Origin of the sequence: Paenibacillus sp. 2TAB19 (assembly GCF_052115185.1) — a bacterium.
Classification (GTDB): domain Bacteria; phylum Bacillota; class Bacilli; order Paenibacillales; family Paenibacillaceae; genus Pristimantibacillus.
Map to the genome: position 1 here is coordinate 12907 of NZ_JBFRGE010000064.1, position 26104 is coordinate 39010.

Genomic DNA, 26104 nt, shown 5'->3' on the forward strand with positions numbered 1-26104 from the left:
GAAAGACGATTCAAGTGAGAAGGGAGGCAGGCAACGAGGAGAAGCAGCAATAACATTGTTTTATTAAAGCGCTTACATCGTAGGGTGGTTTCTAGAAATTACGATTCATTAGGAGGTTATGAGATGTTGAAGCGCAAGATCAAGTGGTCTAGCCTGATTGCTGTGACACTAGTTATAAGCTTGATGGCTTCCTTATTTCAAATACCAGTTAGGGCGTCAGCCGACTCCGCATCCATAGAGCAAACCAGCAGTTCGGCAATTGTCTCGCAGCCAGTCATTCAGGAAACAGTTAGTGAAGCGGGCTTTGTACATCCTTCAATAGGTTTCAGCACAGATACTTTGCAATTAATGCAGCAAAAGATAGCGATAGGCGCTGAGCCTTGGGCCAGTGCTTTTGAGTCGTTCCGCAACAGCTCGAGCGGCTCGCTTGACTACGATATCCGGAATCAAAGTAAAATCGATCCATCTAAACCGGCTTATACGAAGATTGATAACGATGCGAAAGCCAAAGAGGCGAAAGTCGATGCTGAGGCTGCCTTCACCGATGCAGTCATTTGGGCAGCGACAGGGGATATACGCTACCGCGAAAAAGCGATGCAAATCATTCGATTATGGTCCCAAATTGATCCGGCTAATCCTAAGGGCTTTACTGATTCGCATATTAGTATCGGAGATGCCTTGTCCAATATGATAAGAGCAGCAGAGCTGCTGCGGTATACTGTCTGTGAGGGTGAATGGGGATGGACGGAGCAGGACACCGCCAACTTCAATCATAACTTCTTAATGGCTTTTTATGACGGTAATTTCTATCATAACAACGGCAGATGGATGAATCAGCATGGCATCATCACTCTTGCATATACGATGGCAGCGATATTTTCGGATAATAATGCCTGGTATCAAGAATCGGTTGAATGGGCTACGACGAATAAAACTGCAACATATAAAGGACAATCGGGAGATATTTATCATCAAATCAGATATGTAACGCAAAATGAAAGAACAGGTGAGCCAGTTGAGCCTCACGTTCAGTTGGTAGAAATGTTCCGCGATATGGGACATGCGTCAGGMAACACTTCTACGCTGTCCATGATTGCTTATATGGCAGAATTACAGGGCACAAAGGTTAATCCTGATCCGGCATCGCCGACATTCGGTGAAATAACCGACGCCTCTAACGGAGTAGGTATATTTGAATTTCTGGATGACCGTATTCTTGCAGGGGCAAACGTATTGGCCCAATATAATCTGGGCTACGACATTCTCTACACGCCGGTTAATATCAGCAATGCCGTAATCGGTGACCCTGCTGGCAACTACGCGGTTACAGTAAGTGATAATGGAAGAGGCTTGGGTTACGCGTCAGAGCTGACTTATGGCTACTATACTCACCACGTCGATCATCCCTTAGATCCAAGCGATGAACGAATCAAATATCTTCATCAAGCCATGGAGAAATTAGGCGGGCTGGGAGCTTTTCCTTCCTATATCCTGCTGCAAGGCACAGAGGATTTGTCTACCGGTACCGTGATTGGACCTCCAATGCCGCTTAGCCAGCCTACTTATTCCGAGGTCAAAGCATCCTATAATCGAATGCAAGCGTTTGATTTCATCGGAAGAAGCCCAACGACGAGTACCAACATTTTTCAAGATCAGGATGGTATGCGATCGGTCTTATATGACGTTCGTTACGAGAATCAATACACTTGGTATGATCTTAATTTGACCGACAGTTACAACAACATAACGATTCGCGCTGCAAGCAACTCCAGCGCTGGCACGAAAGTCGATGTTATCCTTCTGGACAATGTAGCTGGCATTGACCGTGCCAACGTGACGGCTGACGATCTGGCGAAGGGAGAAGTTTTAACCACCCTGCAAGTGCCGAACACGGGATGGTGGACGACGTATGCGACTGTTTCCGGGAAGCTGAACAGGCCGCTATCGGGCAATCATATGATTGCCTTCAAATACTATGGGAGTACGAACTGGCTTTCCTATCAGATCGCGTTCGACTGGTTTGCATTTTCGGATTATTACGCCGGTGATGAAAATATGGCTTTGAACGGCGTACTCACCGAACCGGCAACGGCAAATGAGATCGGTGTTGAATTAGAGGACGGAGGTTCCGTATCCTTTAACAAGATGAATTTTGACAGCGGTAACAATCATGCAGAATTTACGGCAATTACCTCGGATTCAAATGGAAAAATATTGCTTTATAGCGATGAACAGCTGGTTACCACCTATAATTTAATCAATACCAACGGTTCTCTTGTAAAATTCACATCGGAAATACCCATTGCGGACATCGCTAAGATCGCAGGCATTCATGATATCAAGTTGAAATATGAAGGTTCTTCGCCAATGATATTGAAAACGTACCGCAACCTGGAACGAAACCGCTTGGTTACGGAAGAAACGGCGACGACAAGCAAAGCGATGCAAATCGAAGATCAGGCTATCTCTATCGAGGGTGAATTTAATGTTGGTACTGAAGCGCAAAGAGCGTATGTAGAAGCCGCTGACGGCAGCATCATATATTTGAGTAAAGGCGCATTGCAGGTTGATCGGACGAAGGACAGCATCGTGTCGTTTACGGTGAAGTCTAACGGCAAAGCCGACCTTCATCTGCAAAGAGATCGATCAACGACCCCGTTCGCTTCAATTTCGATTCCAGATACGAAGGGTGAGTGGATAAAAGTAAGCACGAACATCTCAAATAAATACGTGAATCCGGATCATTATCCAACAAATTTAAAAAGCGTATTTCTTTCCATAAGCGCAGATGATCAAGAAACGAAGCTGCGATTAGACAACTATGTTCTTGATCCTGCCGAAGCCCCGCCTGTGATCAAGCTGATATCCGAACAAGGACTGGAGCTTCAAACCGTAGACGCCTATGAGAATGGAGAGGATTTTACGCTCCTAGCTTCCGTTGAAGATCCGGATTCCATCAGCGTAACTTTAACAAGCGACAATCCAAGTTTTATGGAGTCTGACTTTACTGCGGAGAACAGCGGGACGCTTACGATGAAGACCGAAGGATTGGCTGCCGGCGAATATGATTTTCATATCTTCGCTTTAGATGATACGGACAACTATGTAGACAAACCATACAAGCTTCGGATCTATCCGGAAGAAGAGTTCCATGCTCCGGATAATCTTGCGGCTTCATTGTCGGGCCCGGACAGTATTGATATTCAGTGGACAATCGTCAATGGGGCAAGTTATTATGCCATTTATCGCAAAGAGGGTGTTAACGGCACATATACAAAAGTAAATGAAACAACGTCAACGAGGTTGACGGATTCGAACCTGCCTATAGGAACCTATTATTATAAGGTGTCAGCTGGAAGTAATGCTGGCGAATCACCTCTGAGTGGAGAGGCTTCCGTAACGACGCTAGCTTCTGTTTCGGTCAAAGCTTCCATGGTCAAAGCCAATACCAATCTTTGGCCGGGAACGGGGACGCCTGAGGGAAATGGATGGTTGGCATTTGACGGCAATACGGCAACATCACCGGATGCGATTACCAATCCGGCCTGGATACTCATTGATTTCGGTGCGGGACATGCAAAGACGATCCGCGGATTGAAATTTTATCCTAGAAGCACGAATGTCAGCCGCATGAACGGAGCGGTTATACAAGGCTCGGATGACGGCGCGACATTCGTCGATTTGTATACGATTAACGGTATCACTGAAACCAAGTGGCAGTTTGTCAGCTTTGAAAACAATCATGCCTATCGGTATATGCGATACTACACACCGAATGGAAACGCCAATGTAGCGGAGTTGCAATTTTACAAAGATGCAATGGAAAATAGTGCACCCATTATAGCGGACCTTTCTCCTCTAACTATTCATTCCGGAGAGACCGTTGCACAAACCATTTCAGCTCATGATGAGGATGGCGACGCGATTTCATTGGAGGCAGCCGATCTTCCAGACGGTGCGCAATGGCATGCTTCTACAGGTGAATTCAGCTGGACGCCAGAAACGGCAGGGACATATACACTGCACTTCAAAGCAACCGATGCTAGAGGTGCAGAATCTACAAAATCCTGGTTGATTACTGTGATCGAGGGAACGCTTCCTGCTCCCGACAATCTTACTGCGTCATTGTCAGCACCAAACAGTGTCGACCTTCAGTGGACGGCAGTCCAGGGTGCAAGCTATTATGCGATTTATCGCAAAGCGGGTACAACTGGCGCCTTCACTAAAGTAAGCGAAACAACGGCAACCAAGTGGACGGATTCGAATTTGCAACCCGAAACTTATTTCTACAGGGTGTCAGCTGGAGGTTATGCCGGCGAGTCATCTCAGAGCGAAGCCGCTGCCGTAGAAACACTTGCGCTTCTAACCATCGATGCCACCATGGTCAAAGCCAATACCAATCTTTGGCCGGGAACGGGGACGCCGGAGGAGAATGGCTGGCTGGCATTTGACGGCAAGACAGCTACCTCCCCTGATGCGATTACCAACCCCGCTTGGATTCTCATTGATTTGGGTGCAGGCAATGAGCAAATCGTCGGCGGTGTCATGTTTTATCCTAGAAGCGCTAACGTTAACCGAATGAATGGAGCGGTTGTTCAAGGCTCGGATGATGGAGTGACATTTGTCGATTTGTATACGATTAACGGCATTACCGCAGCCAAGTGGCATTTCGTTCCCATTAACAACAATGAAGCCTATCGTTATCTGCGATACTATACGCCGAAAGGAAATGCCAATGTAGCTGAGCTGCAATTTTATAATAAGGCGAATGAATTGCCGAATAACGCTCCCCTTATAGCAGAGCTTTCTCCTGTATCGATTCATCTCGGGGAAACAGTAACACAAACCATAACAGTTACAGATGAGGATGGAGATTTCGTTTCCTTGGAGGGGGTTAATCTTCCGGAGGGGGCAGAATGGGACGCAGCGACCGGCGTATTCAGTTGGACTCCGGAAACGCAAGGAACCTATACGCTTGAGTTCAAAGCAACCGATGCTCATGGCGCAGAGACCATTGCTTCATGGTTGATTACCGTAACCGAGTATACTCAGCCTGAAGGTAACCCTAAGGCAACATTAAGCGGCCCGGCGGAGGCTCGCGCAAGCTCTTCCGTTCAACTGAACATCGGGGTTCATGGGGTCGAGGAGGGCTTTACAACCGCTCAGATCGTTCTCCATTACGACCYAGCTACTCTGGAAATCGCAACGATGGAGAACGAGCAAGGGCAGCTGGTTCTTGAGGATGGTGCAGTGACAACCTCAGAAGAAGGCATACAAGTCATAGGTACCGGAGTGAAGCCGGAAGAGGGAGAAATATTGCTTCTTGTAGCGAATACGAACTCTGAGATTATGATCGCCGGTTCGGATAATCTCATTATCTTACACGGACTTGTAAAAGCGGCTCCGCCTGAATCAGTGAGTGTAAACGTATTAAGTGCTGAAGTATCGAAAGATGGCGCCTCCACTTTATTGGATACTTCCGAAGCATCGTTGATTATTCTAATTACGGCGGATAAAGAAGTACTGCAGGCCGCAATACAGCATGCACAGCAATTATTGGAGGATGCTGTGGTAGGCTCATCGCCAGGCCAATATCCGGCTGCGGCCAAGAGCGCATTCCAATTAGCCATTCAAAACGCTGTAAATTTTAGTGGCAACAGCTTGGCGACGCAAGACGATGTAGAAGCCGCATTGATAGATCTGAATAGGGCAGTTACAGCATTCCAAAGCAGTGTGCATGCTGTACAGCCAAATCCGGCTGATAAATCGGTCTTAAACGGACGGATTCAACTTGTGCAGGCCAAATTAAATAAAGCTGTCGCCGGGACAAAGATTGGCCAGTATCCAGCGCAGGCGATTGAGGCCCTTCAATCATCTCTGGAATTGGCGATGATTGTGAACGTCAAAGTAGGAGCATCTCAAGCTGAAGTGGATGCATCAGCAGCTTCGCTTCTAACGGCAGATGGGATTTTTGCCGCACAGCTTATTACACTTGTACAAGGTCAAACCAAAGTAACAATTAACGATCTATCGCTTATCGCCAAGTATTACGGTATGAAATCAACAGATGCGAACTGGAGCGTCATTGAAAAAGCGGACTTGTTCGGGCAAGGTGAAATTTCCATTCGAGAGCTGGCAGCCGTTGCTCAAATGATTGTTGGAGATTGGTTAGCGGAATAAGCAACTGGTGAAGGAAGACGTTACGGCGTCTTCCTTCCCAATAAGACCAGAAGGGATGACGTGGATTGAAAACAAAGGTTTTCTTTTTTTTGCTCATTTTATTGTTACTCGTTCCTATGGCGGTTTCAGCTAAGCAGTCGGAACCCGTTTTTGAGCTTGTCCTTCTTCCAACCATCGATAACCAGATAACTGTGGCTGTCATTGGTCATGATCTTCAGGACTTATATGCGTTTGAATTAAACTTAGAATACAATGCGAAATGGTTAAGGCTAGTAGAAGAAAAAAGCGAGATAGCGGGGTATTCGGTAAGTCCAATAAAAGTCGGAAATGATCTTCGAATTGCTCATACTAAAGTAGGGCAAATAGCCGGAGAGAACGGTGAGCGGGTATTAACAACGATGACCTTTGCCCAGATTGGCAGCGGGGCAAGCACGATTACATTGCATGAGATTAAGCTTGTGGATTCCAAGCTTACTATGTCCGTCGTAACGCCGGAGTTGGTTCTTAATGTCCAAACAACGGGGGGATTTACTGATGTTAACGGACACTGGGCAGAAGCTGCCATTCTAACGGCGTTAGAACGGGGATTGGTTGAAGGATACAGCGATGGCACCTTCCGTCCGAAAAAAGAGGTTACAAGAGCAGAGTTTACAGCGATGATCGTACGTGCTCTGCAGCTTGCTCCTAAAAGCGGGGACCTCACTTTTGCCGATAAGGAGAAAATAGCTCCGTGGGCGATGCCCAGTGTCCAAGCAGCGGYAGATGCCAAATTAATTACCGGCTAWTCAGACCAAACCTTCCGTCCGAATCTGGTTATGACGAGGGCGGAAATGGCGGTCATTGTTAATCGGGCGTTCGGAAAAAAAAGCACAACTCTTCCATCCTCTCCATTTGATGATGCATCTGCCATCCCAGCTTGGGCGAAGTCTTCCGTTAACGAGGTTGTGAGTGCCGGCATTATGCGAGGGGTTGGTCATAATCGATTTTCACCGAATACGATCGTGACTCGCGCCGAGGCGATAACAGCCATTATGAAACTGTTAGAGCAAAAAGAATGATTCATAGAATTTCCATGGTATACAGTTGTTTTTTGCCTCCACAGCGTAAGGCGTTCATGTCATAATGTGGCTAGATCAAATCGGGTCAGGAACCAAACAGGTTCTTGACCTGCTTTTTATTAGACAAGGAGGAGCAGCATGCCGGCAGTTAACGCAATCAAGTTGAGATCGTTAGTCGATCGTTCCCTATTCCTGCTTGAGACACAAGGCCGTTATTATACGGACGGAGCGAAACTGGCTTTAACAGATATGGTGGATGCAGCTACTCAAGCTCTGAATGGAGTGGACCGGTTGCCGTTTATAAGAAATCGCGAGTTTCTTCTCGCAAGAGAAGATGAATCTATATTATTTGCAACAAAACGATATACGATGTCACCGCCCTATAACCAATCTAATCATGTCCATCGCGATTATGGTCTGGAAGAAGCATTAGCCTGGTTTGAGCAGCAGGATGTACGGAACGAAGCGACATACACGCTTCAAGAAAAAGCCGAATTCGTGACGGCTAAAGCTGTGGAATTACTAGATTGTTCTAATACCGGTCATGAAGTAGGCCAGCATGACGCAGATTGTAAGGAAAGACTTACGCAATCGTTAAAGAAGCTGCAGGATGGCAAGCTGATCGCGGATATAACCAGCTCGAATGCAAGCTTAGCCTTGGCCATCGTAGACGTCTATAACACATTGAGAGACTATCGGCATTCACGCATTTTGCGGACAGATGTCGATTCCTCTTCCAGCATATATGTCAATAAAAGCGATCTGCAGCGCATTAAGGAGAGAGCCGGGCAGGACGTTCTAATCAAACAGGAAGCGATGCGAATTCAAGAAATCGCCGATAGGTACAGTTTGGATTACATAACCCAAGCCTATCAGTCCTTTGTAATCGAACCCGTGAATTACGACGCTATTAATTCGAAATTTTATGCATGGAGCTTTACAGATAAAATAGCAAATTTCAAAGCACCGAATAATGCGGTAAAAGCGACGATCTCTTTCGTGCTCCCATCAGAAGATAATGAATCGGAGGGACTCGGGCATGTTTGGATAGATAATGTTCATATTTTATCGGCAAGCGGGAAAGGTCTCGAAATCGTAAACAGCGGGTTCGAGGAAGGCAAAGCTGGCCCCTCTTATTGGGAGCCTCAAGCGAGAAAAGGCAATCCGCAATTTAAGTGGGAAGAAACGTACCCATACTGCGGCGGCGGAGACAGGCAATTGTTCAAACAACAGGACAATACCGTTAACAAATCGGTGTATCTCTGTAATCCGACGGGCAACGATGAAGGCGCTTGGAACTATAACCGGGATTTTGCCATTGAAGGCGGTTCATCGTATACCCTTACGTTTGCGGCGAAGCTGGACGGAAAACTCAAAAAAGGGTTACAAGCTGTCGTTACTTATAAAGATACTGACGGGATGTTCATTGATCGCTTCGAGTATACGTTCAACAGGAAATCTTCTCTTCCGAATTTTTGCTTTCTATTGACGATGCAATGCGATGCGATTCAGTATGCTTTTACAGATGATTTGACCTATGCCAAGAAAGCGAAGTATGAAATCTTATATACGCTGAATGATTTTTGTCAAGGCGCGGAGCACTGGATGGTGACCAATTTGCGTCCGGAAGGCAGCGATTCTTACGGGGCTGTGCAGGGCGGAAGAATGTTGTGCAGTATAGCGGTTACCTACTCCCTCATTAAGGATGCTGGCGTATTTTCTAACGAAGAAAAGCAGCAGTTTTATGCCCTCATTTCGTATTTGTTAAGGTACATGCTCGATCTTAGAGACCGGACCGAATTATCCCCTTATGAAGCTCAGAATGGCTGCAGCAATTGGCAGACGGATATGTGTGCAGGAACCGCTTATATGATGCTCGTATTAGAGGATTTTCCGAATCGCAAAGCATGGCTCTACAACGCTCATATGGTGTTAATTTCACAGCTGAGGCTCAATATTAATCCGGATCATTCTTGGCCCGAATCCATTCGTTATCATACAGCTGCTCTTGAGCGTTTCTCCGGCTACGCTAAGGTGGTTAAACATGTTATGGGTGAAAATCTATTTGAGACTACGCCATTAAAGGGAATGTTTGAGTTTATGCTGCAGACGCAAACCCCGCCGTACCGGTATTTCAATCATCGAATTGGGACACMTCCATTTGGGGATCATGCCCTGCGAGACGGCTCGGAGTTTGCTTGCTTTGCGAATCATATGAATGAAATCGAAGTAATCGATAAAGGGCTGGCTGACCGGATGTATCATACGTGGAAGTTGGCTGGCCAACCCATGAAGGACCTGTGGGGCGAGGCTGTCGTTTTTGAAAATCTGCTTGCTGTCGGAAGCGAGTACAAGCCAGATGGGCTGCTTCAATTAGAATCCAGCGCAGCTTTCAAACATGCGGGCATTTATATTTTTAGAAACGAAAGGCAAGAGGGGCAAAATTATTTTGCGATTATGTCGAGCCCAGATCCTATTGGGCATGGACATCTTGACCAAGGATCATTTATTTTGTACAAAAACTCGGTTCCGCTTGTTATGGATTCTGGGATTGAAGGTTATTTTGACAGCAGTACGAATTGGCATATAAGTTCCTATTCCCATGCTTGTCTGCAGTTTCAGACGACACAGACTACTAGTGTGAACAATACTTATGAAATGATTAATCTATCTGCTGGTACGTACAGCCTCGAACGGGGCTGGGTGGATGTTCCGAAAACCAGCAGTGTATTGTCATTCAGGCATGAAGAAGATAAAGAATCGATCGCCATCGAGATCATGAATCCGGAAGGAAAGGGAAAGCACATTCGACAAGTAACCTACTTCAAGACTGCTGACTTCTATTTGATTCGAGATTCCATTACGGAATTTGAAGGGGAAGTCTTATTTAGCCTTCCGGTGGCGGCAGATCACACTGTTATTGAAGGGCAAAGGGTTTATTCAACAGGGGTATATGATGTGGACTTGGAAGTTGTTTTTCTAAATAAAGTGAACCATATTTGGCTGGATAAGGGGCGGTCAACGCCGTTCTTTGACTGCGGACAATCGAATGTATGTATGATGGATTATATTCGGGCAACCTCAGACGGGCAAGACGGATTCTTAACCCTGCTGTATCCAAAAACAAGAAACCAGCAGCAACTGCGGGTCTCCATGAAAAATAAGGATACGGCTATCGTGAGCCTCGAAAATGAACAAATTGAAATCTGCTTAACACAATAAAGGAAATTCAAAGGAGAATCAGGAACGTAATGAACAATCTGTTATTTAATGCCCATCATTCCCCTATAGGCGCATTTGCAAGCTTTACCTTAGGGTTTCCAGGAGCCAAGGGGGGCTTAGGTCTTGAGCTTGGCAAGCCTGCTGATCAGAATATGTATATTGGATTGCAGTCTGAAGACGGGAGCTATTATCAAGCTTTGCCGTTCTTTGACAAAGGCGAGGATGAAAGCAGCCGATACGATGTAGAGAAGCAAAATACGGAGGAAGAAAACAAGCTTATCCTTCCTTTTGGTAAGGATGAGATCTCGCGGGATTTCCGATTGGGCACGGATGAATTTGCAGCCGGAGATTTGACATTTCGTATGTATTCGCTTGTAGCGGAGGTGCCTGATCCTAGAACATGCCTTGAAGAAGAACTAAAGCGGGTCATTACCCCTTCCGTATGGGTTGAGCTAACGGTTGATAATACGAATGGACAACGGACAAGAAGAGCTTTCTTTGGTATGGAGGGCAATGATCCTTATTATTCTATGAGAATGATGGAGGATACTTGTGAACCAGGGATTACAGGTATTGGACAAGGCAGAAGTACGGCTATTGTCTCCCGAGATCCGAATGTTGTATCTGCTTTGGGATTCACGATGGAGAAGATTCTGTTAAATGGCAATGATTTTAATCGTCATTTTGGATTAGGACGCGTAGGAGCGCTGTTGATGCAAGTTCCCGCAGGGCAAAAGCAGACCTTTCAATTCTCCGTTTGTTTCTATCGCGGCGGAGTGGTAACAGCCGGGCTTGACGCAGCTTATTATTATACCCGTTACTTTCGATCGATTGAGGATGTAGCGGCATACTCCTTGCATCACTTCGATGACATGGCCTCATTGTGTGTCCAATCCAACAGTATCGTTGATCAATCTCGGCTGTCAGAAGATCAGAAATTCATGTTAACGCATGCGATCCGCAGTTATTATGGAAGCACGGAGTTTTTGGAGCATGACGGAGAGCCTCTCTGGGTTGTGAATGAGGGTGAATACCGGATGATGAATACGTTCGATCTGACGGTGGACCAGTTGTTTTACGAGCTGAGGATGAACGCATGGACGGTTCGCAATGAACTTGATTGGTTTACTAAGCGCTATAGCTATACGGATCATGTATTTGATCCAGACAGTGAAACCCTCTTTCCGGGGGGCATCAGTTTTACGCATGATATGGGAGTGGCCAATGTATTCTCTCGACCAAAGTATTCATCCTATGAGCAAGCGGGACTACATGGCTGTTTCTCTCATATGACCCACGAGCAGCTTGTGAACTGGGTTCTCTGCGCGGCTGCTTATGTCGAGAGCACAAAGGACTTGGCATGGATGCTGGAAAATAAAGGAATATTCGTGCAATGCATGGCCAGTATGTTGAATAGGGATCATCCGGAGCCGCTTAAGCGTAACGGTATAATGGGGTTAGACAGCTCAAGGACGGAAGGGGGCGCTGAAATCACGACCTATGACAGCTTGGATGAATCACTTGGACAAGCGAGAAATAATCTCTATCTGGCGGGAAAATGCTGGGCGGCTTATGTGGTTCTGGAGAACATCTTCAAGAAACTGGAACAACCCGAACAGGCCAAGGAAGCGGGAATTCAAGCGGAAAGAGCAGCTTCCACCATCGTTTCGAATCAAACCGCCGAAGGGTATATTCCGGCAGTCATGCAAGAAAACAATCATTCCAAAATTATTCCGGCAATCGAAGGACTTGTTTTCCCTTATGTTTCGGGCTGCCAAGAAGCGCTGGATCCAGAAGGCCGTTTTGGTTCCTATATTCGCGCACTTAAGCAGCATCTGGAGGCTGTACTTCAACCGGAGGTTTGTTTGTTCCCTGACGGCGGCTGGAAGCTATCCTCTACCAGTAACAATTCATGGTTAAGTAAAGTGTATTTGTGCCAATTCGTTGCACGTCAAATATTGGGCTTGGAATGGGATGAAAGGGAGCGGGCTTCTGACCGTGCGCATGCGGAATGGCTGACTCATCCTGAGCATTCGTATTGGAGCTGGAGCGATCAGATTATTTCCGGGGTTATCCACGGCAGCAAGTATTACCCGCGTGGCGTGACGGCCACCCTATGGTTGCTCGAAGCGCAAGACTAAGCAGATGAATACATAGAGAAGATCGGATATGGGCTGCCGGTCTTCTTTTTTTTCATGCTTTATGGGTCCGAGGAATACAGTTGTTTCTTGGTCTATTGGAGTAGGAATTTGCCTCTTCAAGTTGCCGAGTCGTTGCTAGAATAAGGACATAGCGAAAGAAAAACACAAACAAGAGGAGGACTTATGCAGACGTGACAGCAAATACGAGTGTAGAGATTACAAAACAAGCACGCAGCGGAATATTAACGGGTGCTTGGTCCTTATTGAAGAGGGACTGGTTTCTTTATCTCCTGCTGACTCCTTTCATCCTTTGGTATGCCATCTTCATCTTTAAACCTATGTACGGCATCCAGATTGCATTTAAGGATTACAGCGTTTTTAAAGGAATCGAACAAAGTCCTTGGGTGGGATTGGATCATTTTCAACAGTTCTTGCAGAGCGAGTATTTTTGGCGGGTATTAAAAAACACGCTAATTATTAGTTTCTATTCGTTAATCTTTGTGTTTCCTGCGCCGATCGTCTTCGCGCTGCTTCTGAATGAAGTGAAACATGCATTCTTCAAAAAAACCGTTCAAACGCTGACCTACATGCCTCACTTTATTTCGGTCGTTATAATTGCAGGAATAGTGACCAACTTTTTATCTCCAAGCTCAGGTCTGGTCAATTTGCTCATTGAAAAGTTGGGAATGGAGAAAATTTACTTCTTAGCCATACCGGAATACTTCAGGACCATTCTAAACTCAATGACGATTTGGCAAGGTACGGGTTTTGCTGCCATCATCTATATTGCGGCATTGGCAGGAGTGAATACGGAGCTTTACGAGGCAGCTGTCATAGACGGAGCTTCGAAATGGAAACGAGTTGTTCATGTTACGATACCCGGTATTTTGCCGACGATCATGATTATGCTGATCTTGCAGATTGGAAGTCTGCTGGATGTAGGCTACGAAGCTATCATTCTCTTATACCAGCCGGTGACTTATTCTACGGCCGACGTAATCTCGACCTATGTATATCGGGAAGGGCTTATTAATGGACGATACGACATGGCGACCGCTGTAGGGCTGTTTAATTCGATTGTAAGCTTAATATTAATCGTATTCGCCAATAAGATAAGCAAAAAGTATACCGAATCTGGATTGTGGTAGGTGACAGAAGATGATAGAGAGCCGCGGAGAGAAAATCTTTTATGCATTCAACTATATTTTTCTTGGATTGTTCGCATTTTTGACCTTATATCCTTTTCTTTATGTTTTATCCGCATCAATGAGTTCGCCGAAAGCCGTTGTGTCTGGGGAGGTGTTCATCTATCCCAAAGAAGTCACCTTAGCAGCGTATCAAGCCGTATTTGCTGAAAGCGGGCTATGGATGGGTTATGCCAACACGCTCTATTATACGGTTGCGGGAACGCTGGTTAGTATGATTTTAACGATCTGCGGAGCCTATGCGCTTTCGAAAAAGAGGTTAAAGGGCCGTACGTTTTTCAACTTATTAGTTTCTTTTACCCTTATTTTTGGCCCAGGCATGATCCCCATGTATTTGAACTTTAGAGACTTGCATCTATTGGATAATCGAATGGGCATTATTATTGGGTTTGCTGTCAGCACGTTTAACTTTATTATATTGCGGACGTTCTTCCAGGCGATTCCGGAAGAAATTGAAGAGGCGGCACGTATAGACGGGGCGGGAGATGTGAGGGTGTTATTTCGAATTGTCCTGCCACTCTCGAAGGCTTCATTGGCTACAATCTCCTTGTTTTACGCTGTATCAAGATGGAATGGGTATTTCTGGGCGATGGTTCTTCTTCGGGATAAGGACAAATATCCCCTTCAAGTATTGTTGAATCAGCTGGTAGTTCAAATGAAACCATCGGAGAGCATGCTGAGCGACTTCTCCTATACGACAGGTGAGACCATTATTTATGCAACGATCATCGTAGCTATTGTTCCAATCATCTTGGTGTACCCTTTCATTCAAAGACACTTTGTCAAAGGGGTTATGATTGGTTCGTTAAAGGGATGATATCTAGAATGAGGTGTCAACTAGGCGTCTCGTTTTGATATAATAAATTTATTTGGGAGGATCAACATGAACAAGAGAATGGCTGCGATCATGGCCACGGCATTGATTGGTTCAACATTATTGGGGGCTTGCGGCAACAATAGCAACAACACAGAGAATAATACGAATAACAAAGGTACAGCAACGGCAGCACCTGAAAGTTCTTCGGCGGAATCGCCTGCGAAGGCGAGCAGTCAACCATTGGATTTAAATATTTTCTATTTCGATGGCGGCGGCACGATTGAGATGGATTCGCCTGTTCTTAAACAAGCGGCAGAGCTGACGAACATTAGCTTGAACAATGTCGCACCGGCAGGCGGAGAAGAGAAGCAGGCGTATAACCTGATGCTGGCTTCCGGAACGCTGCCAGACATTATTTCTTATWATGTCAGTGATCTGAACACGATTGGATCTGAGGGCGCATTAACGCCTCTAAACGATTATATCGATCAATTTGCGCCTAATTTCAAGAAATTCCTGGACGCTAATGAAGATGTGAAAAAAGCGATTACGGCAGCTGACGGGAAGATTTACACATTCCCTGCTGTAGCGGACGGATCAGCTACAACAGGCTGGTTCATTCGTCAAGACTGGCTGGACAAGTTGAATCTTCAAGTACCAACGACAGTTGATCAATATTATGAAGTATTGAAAGCGTTCCGTGAACAAGATCCAAACGGCAACCAGAAGAAGGATGAGGTTCCATTCATGCAACGCGATAATGTTATCGGTGTATATTCGTTGCTGCCATTATGGGATGCTTATCATACCTTCTATTTGAAAGACGGTAAGCTCGTGTTCGGCCCTTACGAGGATCAATTCGAGACTGGCATTTCGAATATTGCCAAATGGTATGCAGAAGGTCTAGTCGATAAGGAAATTTACACGCGAGAAAAGGCGCGCGAAACATTGCTGGGTAATAATACAGCAGGTTCTACGCATGACTGGTTCGCCAGCACTTCTAACTTCAATACCTCTCTGAAGGATCAAGTCGCTGGATTGGAGTTAATTCCTTTTGCCCCGCCAGCAAGCGCTTCCGGTAAAGTATTTGAAGTAGGTAAACGAGCGAAATTGTYGGGTTTCGGCTGGGGAATCTCGTCGAGCAGCAAGCATATTGAAGAAGCAGTGAAATATTTCGATTTCTGGTGGACAGAAGAAGGCCGCCGCATGTTTAACTTTGGCATTGAAGGCAAGTCCTACACGATGGTAGACGGGAAACCTATTTTCACAGAAGAGGTCTTAAGCCAACCGGCCGTTAACGGTTATCTGGCGGATGAGTATGGCTCCCAGCTTCCTAAGTTTGGCGCTTGGCAGGACTTCTCTTATGAGGAGCAATGGACGAATGAAATTGCTTTGAAAGGCATCAAAGAGTATCAGGACAATAATATTATTTCGACAGATTATACATTACCTCCTCTGAGCTTTACGGAAGATGAGCAAAAACAAATCGACAGCATTAAAGGACAAATCGATACGTACTTTGCAGAGAAAGCACAGAAGTGGGTAATGGGCGGAGAAGATGTAGCCTCTAACTTCGCGGCGTATAAGAATCAAATGAAAAAACTCGGCGTAGAACAATATRTTCAAATCTACAATGATGCTTACACGCGTTATCTGAATATGAAATAGTGGATAGGATAGAGAAGCTGCTTGCAGCTTCTCTATTGTCCATTTCATCATCCGTATGGGAGTGTCTTGACATGAGGAAATGGTTATATACCAGTACATTCAGAAAACGAATTTGGTTGTCCATTAGTTTATTTACCGCTGCCGCACTCATTGTTTCAGGGTTTATATCCTATGCGATTGCCTCAAATATATTAGAGAAGAAGTCATACACCTCAAATCAGGAAATGATTGACAAATCTGCTCAAGGGCTGGAGGAAAAGTTGCGGAAAATCAGATTGGCCGTGCTTACCTTCGTATCCAGCGATCAGTTTAATGAATTAATTGCCAGAGCCAATTCCGGGGAAAAACCAAGTTATTATGAGCATTTTGCGATAAACAAGTCGCTGCAAACTCCCATTTTTCAAATGCAGCTTGTAGAGCCTGGGATAGCGTCTATTCTGATTAATACGCCTGTCGGAGAATTCTATTCAAACCGGAACGAACGCAAGGAAGACGTTCCTTTTGACAGAAGCTTGATAGCTCCCTTGTTGGACCGCAGGCTGCCCTCTTGGGTAGAGTCGCATAAGGATGATTTGTTCAAGGGGGATAAGCAGGTACTAAGTCTATTGTTTGAACCTTATTCACCGAATTCTCATGTCGATCTGAAAATGATCGTTAATGTAAGCGAAACGTCCATACGCGATTACGTCATGATGAATGGTGATGATGCGCAGCTAATGGTGTTTACGGAAACGGGTAAGCTTGCATTCGAGACAGATACGCTCACTAGCCAGTTGTCTGGAGATGAGCATTTCAGAAGCAAATTGGACGGTAAGACAGGGCATTTTGAGTATACGTTTAAGGGGACCCAATATCTGGTTAATTATTCGACGGTTGCGTATCCGGATAATTGGTTAATTGTTCACCTGATGTCTAGGAATACCCTATTAAAGGATGTTCGGTTAATTCAATGGATGACCATAAGCACGATTATACTGTTCGTCTTATTGACGTTATTAATCTCCGGCAAATTAACGAGCAGGCTCCTCCGACCATTAAATCAATTGCAAGTCGTAATGAAAAAGGTAGAACAGGATGATCTTTCGGTTCGCTTTATCAGTGAATACGAGGATGAATTTGCGCATGTGGGCATGCGGTTTAATCATATGCTTGACCGGATTGAGCTGTTGATCCAAGAGCGCACGGGAGCGGAGAAGGCTGAACGTTTAGCCGAACTGAAAGCGCTTCAAGCTCAGATCAATCCTCATTTTCTATATAATACGTTAAACACGATTCTTTGGAAGTCCCACTCGAATGAACACCATGAGGTTAGGCAAATGATCATGTCCTTATCGCTGCTATTTCGTATGGGCTTAAATAAAGGAGAAGAGCTTACTACTGTCGGACAAGAGGTTGAACATGTCACGCAATATTTGCTCATTCAGAAACTTTGCTATGACCAGCTTTTTGACTATGAGATAACGTGCAGCGATGAGGTTAGGAACATACGAACGTTAAAACTGCTGCTGCAGCCTTTAGTGGAGAATGCGATTCTGCATGGATTTAAGGATGTTCATGAGGGAGGAATTATTCGAATTGAGGTGTATAAAGAGGCAGATAGTCTCATTATGCAGGTAGAGGATAACGGAAACGGCTTCAATGTGGACGAGAAAATGAATCAGTTCTTGGCCGCGAATCATTCCTCCAATAAAGGTTTCGCCTTGCACAATATCTATCAAAGAATCCAGTTATATGTTGGGCATAAAGCTTCATTTGTAATGAGCAGCATACCTCACGAGAAAACGGTCATTCGAATTTTGCTACCGATTCGGCCGGAAGGAGAAGATTTGGAATGAATAATGTTTTTTCAATGGTTGTTGTAGRTGACATCCCATCCGTTGTTAATGGGATAACTCGTAATATTCCATGGAGCGATTATGGCATTGCGGTAGCCGGTACGGCCTATAACGGGCTGGATGGTTTGAAGCTGATTGATGAAGTCAATCCCGATATCATTATTACCGATATCAGAATGCCTAAGTTGAATGGCATCGAAATGATTGAGCAGGCAAATCAAACAGGTGCAAAGTTGATTTTTATAAGCGGTTACTCCGATTTTAACTATGCCCAGCAGGTGGTGCAGCTCGGTGGATTTGACTATATCCTAAAACCGTTTACACCGGAACAATTAATCGATGTTGTCCTTAAAGCCAAACAAGTGCTGGAAGAGGCTAACCAAACAAAGCGCAACTTGCAGGATATGGAAAGGAAGCTTCGTGAGAGTATGCCTCTGCTTAGACAAGAATATTTGAATTTGCTTGTGCAGTATAAATCCCATCCTGAAAAAGTGAATGAAAGATGGGCTTTTTTAAATGTGGATATGGATGAACGTATGTTTACCGTTTTTGCGGTAGAAATCGATGATTATTTCGCTTCTGAAGGTAAAACAGCGATTAATGAGGTTGAATTGCTCCGATTTGCACTTCAGAACATTCTTGAAGAGACCCTTACACTCTATACCAGGGCAGTCGTATTTCGAGATGGCATGAATCGTTTTATTTGTATCGTCAACGCTCGAGATGAGATCGATCTGCTGCATATAGCCGAGGAAGGCCGCGGAAATATCGCAAGATATACCCGCGTAACGGTTTCTATTGGTGTAGGTACTATTGTTGAAAATATTTATGAATTACCAATTACTTATCAGCAGGCTGTATATGCACTTTCTTATAACTTTTATTCTGGAGGGAACAGTGTTTTTGCCTATCCGCAATATGCAGGTGAGTCGTCCACGCCAATTGCGCTTTCATCGGAAAAGGAAAAAGAACTTATCTACATTCTGCGTTCCGGAGCATCTGACAAGATCGAATTCGTACTTAATGAGATCTTCGGGGAATGGAATCAGATTCAGCCTCTGCCTACTCCAGAGAAGATTAGGGTATTTTGCATAGAACTTATGGTAACCGTTCGCAATGCGATGCTTGAAGATCTGGAGAATAAGGATAGTTTGTTATTAGACAGAAAAATGCAAGAAATTACTTTTCATACATCCACCATCATTGCGCTGAAATCAATTGTCACGGACATATGTCAGATGTATTGCGAGCATACCAGAAGCAAGCAAAAAGCTTCAGCGAATATCGTCGTTAATCAATCGATTGCTTATATCCATGAAAATTTGCACAAAAATGAGACGGTTGATGAATATGCGCGTCAGGTCCATTTGAGCACCAGCTATTACTCCAACCTGTTTAAGAAAGTAACCGGGCAATCGGTGTTGCAATATGTCGTGAATGAACGCATGGAAAAAGCCAAGCTGCTTATTCTACAAGGGACGCCGCTGCAAGAGGTCGCTTCTGCTGTCGGTTATGAGGAACGATCGTACTTTAGCGATGTATTCAAGAAAAAGACAGGTCTTACCCCTACGGAATTTAGAAAGAGCTTCCAAAGTTAATTATAAACGTCTGGACTCTGTAGGCGTACATCCAAATGTGCGCCTATATAACCGGTTGAAATAGACAGGCTCCATGCCTGCCGCAGCAGCTGCATGACGGACCGTCATGCCCGGATTGTCAATCAGCATGAGATGCGCGGTTTGCAGGCGAAGCGCCTGCAAATATTGCATCGGAGTTTGACTGGTTTGCTGTTTGAACAAGCGGGTCAATTGCTTTGGGGAATAGCCTGCCCGGGAAGCCAGCTCGGTGACGGTAATGTTACGATTCAAATGGTCATGCATAAAACGAATGGCGTTGTCCACGATGCTGTCCTGCAGAGTGCCGGATGAGATCGGAACAGGCATAGGGTTAGAATGATTACTGTGCATTTGCTTGAATATTTCGATACATAACGAGATTAACCCCTCTGTTGCTGCCCAGGGATCATACGCTGGACCGGAGTGGCACCAGATTCTTTCTATTAATAAATAAAAAGGAGTGAGGTCGGTCAGCTTGCCGACAAATGATTGTTCCTTAAATCCCCAGCTTGACAGGACCCCGCCTTCATTCTCCAAATAAGTGGTATATCCGACATGCCAGACCTCTTCATCAAGCGGCATATATTCATTAGGCAGGTTGGCCGGAATAAAGAGCAGCGAGCCGGGCTCGAGAAGCTTCCAGGGTTGGCCGAGCTGGCGGAACCTGCCTGTTCCGCTGAATGTGATTAGAATTTGTGGAGCTGAGAAGCCCTCAAGACGTGTAATGGAGATTTGCCGATCCATTCCAACCGTGTAGACCCGAATGGGCAAGCCGCCCGCAAAGGTTAGGGAAACATTACTCCTCAATGGCAAGCACTGCAATGAGCACACCTCGTCATGTCTTTTTTGTATTATATTTCAGATAATCTTTAATCGTGTATCAAGTCTTATATAAAATAATAATTCATATAATAGACATATTCAAGTGGAGATAGAAATGTCTGTTTTGTACTATTAATTGTCTCTATTGGATTCTATCTGCGAAGGTTCTGTACCGATATAATCAGATTAAACCATGAGCAGAGGAGACTACATATGCTGTCAATCAAGAAATATTGGGAAGATCCAACTACCCTTCATATTAATCGTGAGCCGGCAAGAGCTTATTATATTCCCTATTCAAGCGTGGATGAGGCAGCAAGCGGTCGCCGGGGACGATCACCTTTCTATCAGACACTTAACGGTAACTGGAAATTTCAGTATCGCTCTAGTGTTAAGGAAGTTAGGGAGCCCTTCTATCTGGCTAATTGGGATACGAGCAGTTGGGATGATTTGCTTGTTCCATCCTGTTGGCAGACGAACGGGTATGACCAAATGCATTATTTGAACTATCATTATCCGATCCCCAATGACCCTCCCTATGTACCGGATGCTAATCCAGCCGGATTATATGTCCGTGACTTTGCAGTGACTGCAAGCGGGGATGGCAAGGAAAGCTTCGTCGTATTTGAAGGCGTTAGTTCTTGTTTCTACTTATGGGTGAATGGTCATTTTGCCGGCTATAGTCAAGGCAGTCGGATGCCCGCTGAATTTAATATCCAATCCTTCTTGCGTCCAGGGGTTAACCGTATGGCGGTAATGGTTCTTAAGTGGTGTGATGGAACTTATCTTGAGGATCAGGATATGTGGCGTTTTAACGGCATTTTCCGAGATGTGTATATGATTGCACGGGACAAGCAGTATATTCGCGATGTGTTCAACAAGCAGGTTCATCAAGCAGATTTCTCCAAAGCTACTTTACAGTCGGAGATTGAAACAACCGGAGTACTTGAGGTAACCGCGGAATTGAAGGATTCGAAAGGAATCTCCATTGCTAAGGGCAAGTCTGTTATCGATTACTCTGGAACGATAGAGCTTGAGGTGGAGCAGCCTGACCTTTGGAGCGCTGAAATGCCCAACCTGTATAAGTTGTTCGTATCGGCAGGCAATGAAACATTAGTATTCCAAGTCGGATTTCGCCAGGTAAAGGTTAAAGACAGTGTATTCCACCTAAATGGAAAAGCGGTAAAGCTTAAAGGGGTCAATCGCCATGATTCGCATCCGGAATTGGGGCACACGGTTCCGATGAAAGCTATGATCGAGGACCTGCTTGTTATGAAGCAGCACAATATCAATACGATTCGCACCTCTCATTACCCGAATGACCCTCGCTTTCTGGAGCTGTGCAATGAGTATGGATTTTATATTATGGATGAAGCAGATCTTGAATGTCATGGTACCGGGCAATCCGGTGAATTCAAGAACGGCTCCTTTCATTTTTTATCCGCTGATCCTGATTGGCTCGAAGCGTTTAAGGAACGGGCGGTTCGTATGGTTGAAAGGGATAAGAACCAGCCTTCCGTCGTCATTTGGTCGATGGGAAATGAATCGGGTTATAGCTTGAACCATATCGCAATGGCCAAATGGACAAKGGAAAGAGACACGTCGCGCCTGGTTCATTATGAATGCACGGCACCTGAAATGAAGGGTCATTCGGATATCTCTTGTCTGGACATGGAAAGCAAGATGTATGCGTCCGTAAAGGATCTAGAAACCTATGCCCAAAATGAGAACAACGAGCTACCGATGTTTCTGTGCGAATACAGTCATGCGATGGGGAATAGCTCGGGGGATCTGAGGGACTATTGGGATGTCATTTATAAATATCCTAAGCTGATGGGCGGCTGTGTGTGGGAATGGAGCGACCACGGGATGTTGGCTAAGACGACGGATGGAAGATCTTATTATGCTTACGGCGGAGACCTTGGAGATCATGACCGCCCTCATGACGGCAATTTCTGCATCGATGGACTTGTTTATCCCGACCGCAGACCGCATACAGGCTTGCTTGAGCTCAAGCAGGCTATAGCACCGATTCGGGTGAGGCCTAAGGATTTATCGAAGGGAAGCCTGTTAATTGAAAATCTTTATGATTTTGTTGATTTGTCCCATGTTTCTCTCTATTGGAAAGTAGAGCTTGACGGCAACTTGCAGGAACAAGGACAAGTGTGGCAGCTTGAAGTACAAGCAGGTCAACAACAGGCAATGGTGCTGCCTTACAGCTTACCTAATTCCCATGGCAGCAGCTATCTGTCCTTGTCATTCCGGCTTAATCAGGATGTTGCTTGGGGAGGAATTGGACATGAGATCGCCTTTGCGCAATTTGTGCTTCAAGAAAAGGAAAAGGATAGCGTCATTTCAAATCTTATCAGCAATAGGAAGGCCAATTCATCTCTAACCGTTGTTGAAGAGAATGGTGAATTAACGGTTACCGGACATGATTTCCGCTATGTCTTCTGTTTAGTTCAAGGAATGCCCATAAGCATCCAGCGAAATGAGCTTGAAATGCTGGATCGTCCCATTTCTTATTCCATTTGGCGAGCTCCGCTGGATAACGATATTCATGCTGTTCGGAAATGGCGGGCAGAAGGATATGACCGTGCGCAGACCAAAGTTTATGAATGCCATTGGGAGCAAGTAAGCCCATCCGCTGTTGAGATAAAGGTATACTTCTCCTTGGCAGCTTCGAACCGGTATACGATTATGCGAGGCTCAACCGTATGGCGTGTAGAAGCGGGGGGAGTGATTACGCTGTCAACGGATACGAAGGTCAGGAACAAAGAAAGCTTTGTCTATTTACCCCGTTTTGGTTTGGAGATCGTCATGCCCCAAGGGAATAACGAAGTAGAATATTTCGGCTTTGGACCCCATGAGAGCTATATCGATAAGAAGCACAGCGTCCGAATGGGACGTTATGTTAAAACGGTGCAAGAGCTCCATGAAAACTATATTATGCCGCAAGAAAATGGGTCCCGTTATGGGACGGAGTGGGCTGTCGTATCCAACCGGTTAGGCATGGGGCTTTTATTCAGCTCACAGGATTCGTTCTCATTTAATGCTTCCAAATACAGTGTAAGTGACTTGGAGCAAGCGGTTCATGATTATGAGCTTCAGGAGCGGGAGCAGACATTTGTTCATGTCGACTATAAAATGAGCGGTGTCGGTTCGGCATCTTGTGGGCCTGAACTGCTTGAAGCGTATCGGCTTGAGGAAAAGAACATTCAATTCTCGTTGACGATCTTGCCCGTATTTAAAGAAGATGAATTGTTCTAAACACGATTATTAACCTGAGTATTCTATTAGGAGTTGGAGGACTATGAGAGACAAGCACCGTTTCATAAACGCAGGATTCCCATCGAAGTGGGGAGACCAGGGAGATGGCACGTATTGCAATCCGATTCTGCCGGCCGATTATAGTGATCCTGATGTCGTTCGGGTTGGAGAGGATTATTTCATGGCAGTCTCAACTTTTCAACAATCCGGAGGGGTTGATATACTACACTCCAAGGATTTGGTGAATTGGCAAACAGTTAGCCATGCCATTCCTGATGTAGGAATATTAGGGCCTCGATTTCGCTGGGATCATATCAATAATTATGGAGCAGGTGTATTTGCCCCGTCGATTCACTATGTTAATGGGAAGTTCCGGGTTTATGTCAATTGCTACAAAGGAGAGGGGTTCTTTTCAGCTACTGCTGAAGAAGCTGTTGGGCCCTGGGAAGTAAGGCAGCTGGAAGACAAAAATGGCAAGCCGATGCGTGCGGAGCCGTGGACAGATCCGGACGTTTTCTGGGATGATAATGGAGAAGCCTATATGGCAGCGGCTTATTTAGGAACACATTCTCTTTATTTGTTTCGAATGAGCCCAGATGGCACCAGGCTTCTAGATGCAGATGTAGATAATTTACCCCAAAGCGGTACAATTTTCTACCAAATCGAAGGAACGGAAGGGAACAAAATTTTTAGCGTAACGGCTACTACTATTTGTTTAATGTCGACTTTCAAGGCAGAAGTCCTGCAGGACGTGGGGGGTATGTTAAAAGGGCCAGACATCTCTATGGTATCAAGCAGGATGGCTCTGCTGGCGGTCCGGGTGACCCTGGTATTTACGAGGTGCGTTTTCTCGGACATCAGTTTCCTTCCCAAGGTGGTTTTATTGATACTCCCCAGGGGGACTGGTACTTCATTGGACAATATGACGATGGCGGTGCGGCAGGTAGAAGGGTTCATCTTGTGCCGGTCGTTTGGATGGAAGATTGGCCTTTTATGGGTAGCTCCGAGAAAGGGATTCCTAATGGTTCGATGGTATGGCGGCATCAAAAGCCGAATCAAGGATATCCTGTGGTAATGCCACAGCACAGTGACGACTTTAACGCCTCGACCTTATCTCCCATATGGTTTTGGAATCACTCGCCCCGTGATGAGTATTGGTCGTTAAACGAGAGACAAGGGTATTTGCGATTAAGAGCATTCGGGCGCCTTAAACGAGGGAGCTTCTTCCATGCAGGCAATACGATTGCACAGCGATATTTTCTTGCTTCTGTTGTACAGGCGGATATCAAGTTTGATCTGAAGGGGATGTTTGAAGGACAAGAAGCCGGCCTCTCACACTTCAACGGAGGGACTGACTATTGCAATATTGGGGTTGTTCAATGCGAACTAAGAAGAAAGTTAAAGTATGAATCAAACGGTAACATCGTCGAAGGACCTTGGCTGCYGAACGAGCAGAATACCATATGGCTTCGGACGAGTGTAAACGCATCTTGCGTGAGTCAATTCTATTACAGCTTTGATGGTTGTCGATTCACTTCATTAGGAGATGAATATTCGCTAAGGTGGGGCGGTTATCGAGGAGATAACATTGGGATATATACCTTTAATGACAAAAAGGATGAAGGCTTTATTGATGTTGATTGGTTCCATTATTCGCATTCAGGCCCAGCAAGTGCAGGGGAAATCTGCGTGGAAACAAATGATTTGACAGTGCGAAAAGGCGAATATGATTTCTTCGGGGAATATCGCTCAGATGGCTTCGGTCACCAAGAGGACATCTCTTCTATAGCGCGGTATGAGTGTCATTCTGAGATCATATCCGTGAATAGTGGGAGGGTATACGCTATTAAGGAAGGGAGAACAGAGATCACGGTATTAGTTGGAGAACGTTCGTGGACAATAAGGGTTCGTGTAATTGGGAATGTTATGTGAAGCCATTCGTTATATCTGCTGGAACCGAGAGTAGCATTCAATATTACTGCTATATGGATTTGGTGAGGATATTGGCCTAACTGGACRTGAATTCAATTTTCGAAATGACAGCAACGCGAAAGACATGTACAATGTTCACTTACAACAAGACAAAAACGGGTATCAGGCGGGGAGTTTCAGATTTACGTTAGTGAGTCATATTACATCTGATCGTGTTCACAATGTCAAAAAATTCGATAACACGGGCGAGGATCTCGAAGATTTAATCTCGATCGGCACGATCGGTCTCATCAAGGCGATCGAGAGCTTCCAGACCGGCAAAGGCACGAAGCTGGCGA

Annotated in this window: 14 protein-coding genes; 13 read left to right on the top strand and 1 reads right to left on the bottom strand. The window is 45.3% G+C overall.

The window, feature by feature from the left end; genetic code table 11:
- The first annotated feature begins 123 nt into the window (after nt 1-123).
- From AB4Z33_RS23145 to AB4Z33_RS23185, 9 genes are all read left to right on the top strand, one after another.
- The gene (locus tag AB4Z33_RS23145) at nt 124-6180 is read left to right on the top strand and encodes a discoidin domain-containing protein (protein ID WP_442052157.1); all 6057 of its coding nucleotides are present in this window, start codon (nt 124-126) and stop codon (nt 6178-6180) included.
- 65 nt (nt 6181-6245) lie between these two features.
- Nucleotides 6246-7238 (top strand): S-layer homology domain-containing protein, encoded by a 993-nt coding sequence (locus AB4Z33_RS23150; protein WP_442052158.1) that lies wholly within the window; start codon nt 6246-6248, stop codon nt 7236-7238.
- A 138-nt stretch (nt 7239-7376) separates the two neighbouring features.
- Entirely contained in the window at nt 7377-10460 is a 3084-nt protein-coding gene (locus AB4Z33_RS23155; protein ID WP_442052159.1) for a heparinase II/III domain-containing protein, read from the top strand.
- Between the two features lie 29 nt (nt 10461-10489).
- Nucleotides 10490-12601: a glycoside hydrolase family 52 protein gene (locus AB4Z33_RS23160; protein WP_442052160.1), complete on the top strand. Its 2112-nt coding sequence runs from the start codon at nt 10490-10492 to the stop codon at nt 12599-12601.
- Nucleotides 12602-12792: 191 nt separating this feature from the next.
- Nucleotides 12793-13749: an ABC transporter permease gene (locus AB4Z33_RS23165; RefSeq protein ID WP_442052161.1), complete on the top strand. Its 957-nt coding sequence runs from the start codon at nt 12793-12795 to the stop codon at nt 13747-13749.
- Between the two features lie 10 nt (nt 13750-13759).
- Complete coding sequence (locus AB4Z33_RS23170) at nt 13760-14623, top strand: carbohydrate ABC transporter permease (RefSeq protein ID WP_442052162.1); 864 nt, start codon at nt 13760-13762, stop codon at nt 14621-14623.
- A 66-nt stretch (nt 14624-14689) separates the two neighbouring features.
- Nucleotides 14690-16291 carry an extracellular solute-binding protein gene (locus AB4Z33_RS23175; RefSeq protein ID WP_442052163.1) on the top strand — a complete coding sequence of 534 codons (1602 nt, stop codon included), beginning with the start codon at nt 14690-14692 and terminating at the stop codon, nt 16289-16291.
- A gap of 224 nt (nt 16292-16515) precedes the next feature.
- Nucleotides 16516-18126, top strand: coding sequence for a sensor histidine kinase (locus AB4Z33_RS23180; protein ID WP_442052164.1), 1611 nt, complete (start codon nt 16516-16518; stop codon nt 18124-18126).
- A complete protein-coding gene (locus AB4Z33_RS23185) occupies nt 18123-19724 on the top strand; it encodes a helix-turn-helix domain-containing protein (protein ID WP_442052165.1) in 1602 nt (533 codons plus the stop codon). Before AB4Z33_RS23180 ends, AB4Z33_RS23185 begins: the two co-directional genes overlap by 4 nt.
- On the opposite strand, the gene AB4Z33_RS23190 is transcribed toward AB4Z33_RS23185, so the two are convergent.
- The gene (locus AB4Z33_RS23190) at nt 19725-20549 is read right to left on the bottom strand and encodes a helix-turn-helix domain-containing protein (RefSeq protein ID WP_442052166.1); all 825 of its coding nucleotides are present in this window, start codon (nt 20547-20549) and stop codon (nt 19725-19727) included. It lies immediately after the preceding gene.
- Between the two features lie 228 nt (nt 20550-20777).
- Here AB4Z33_RS23190 and AB4Z33_RS23195 point away from each other — a divergent pair, with 228 nt between their 5' ends.
- The 4 genes from AB4Z33_RS23195 to AB4Z33_RS23210 all read left to right on the top strand — a co-directional run.
- Nucleotides 20778-23834, top strand: a complete 3057-nt coding sequence (locus AB4Z33_RS23195) for a glycoside hydrolase family 2 TIM barrel-domain containing protein (RefSeq protein ID WP_442052167.1) — start codon at nt 20778-20780, stop codon at nt 23832-23834.
- Between the two features lie 43 nt (nt 23835-23877).
- Entirely contained in the window at nt 23878-24909 is a 1032-nt protein-coding gene (locus AB4Z33_RS23200; RefSeq protein ID WP_442052168.1) for a family 43 glycosylhydrolase, read from the top strand.
- Nucleotides 24909-25766, top strand: coding sequence for a hypothetical protein (locus AB4Z33_RS23205; protein WP_442052169.1), 858 nt, complete (start codon nt 24909-24911; stop codon nt 25764-25766). Before AB4Z33_RS23200 ends, AB4Z33_RS23205 begins: the two co-directional genes overlap by 1 nt.
- 124 nt (nt 25767-25890) lie before the next feature.
- Nucleotides 25891-26104 (top strand): sigma factor (locus tag AB4Z33_RS23210; protein WP_442052170.1); only part of this gene is annotated, 214 nt, incomplete at its 3' end.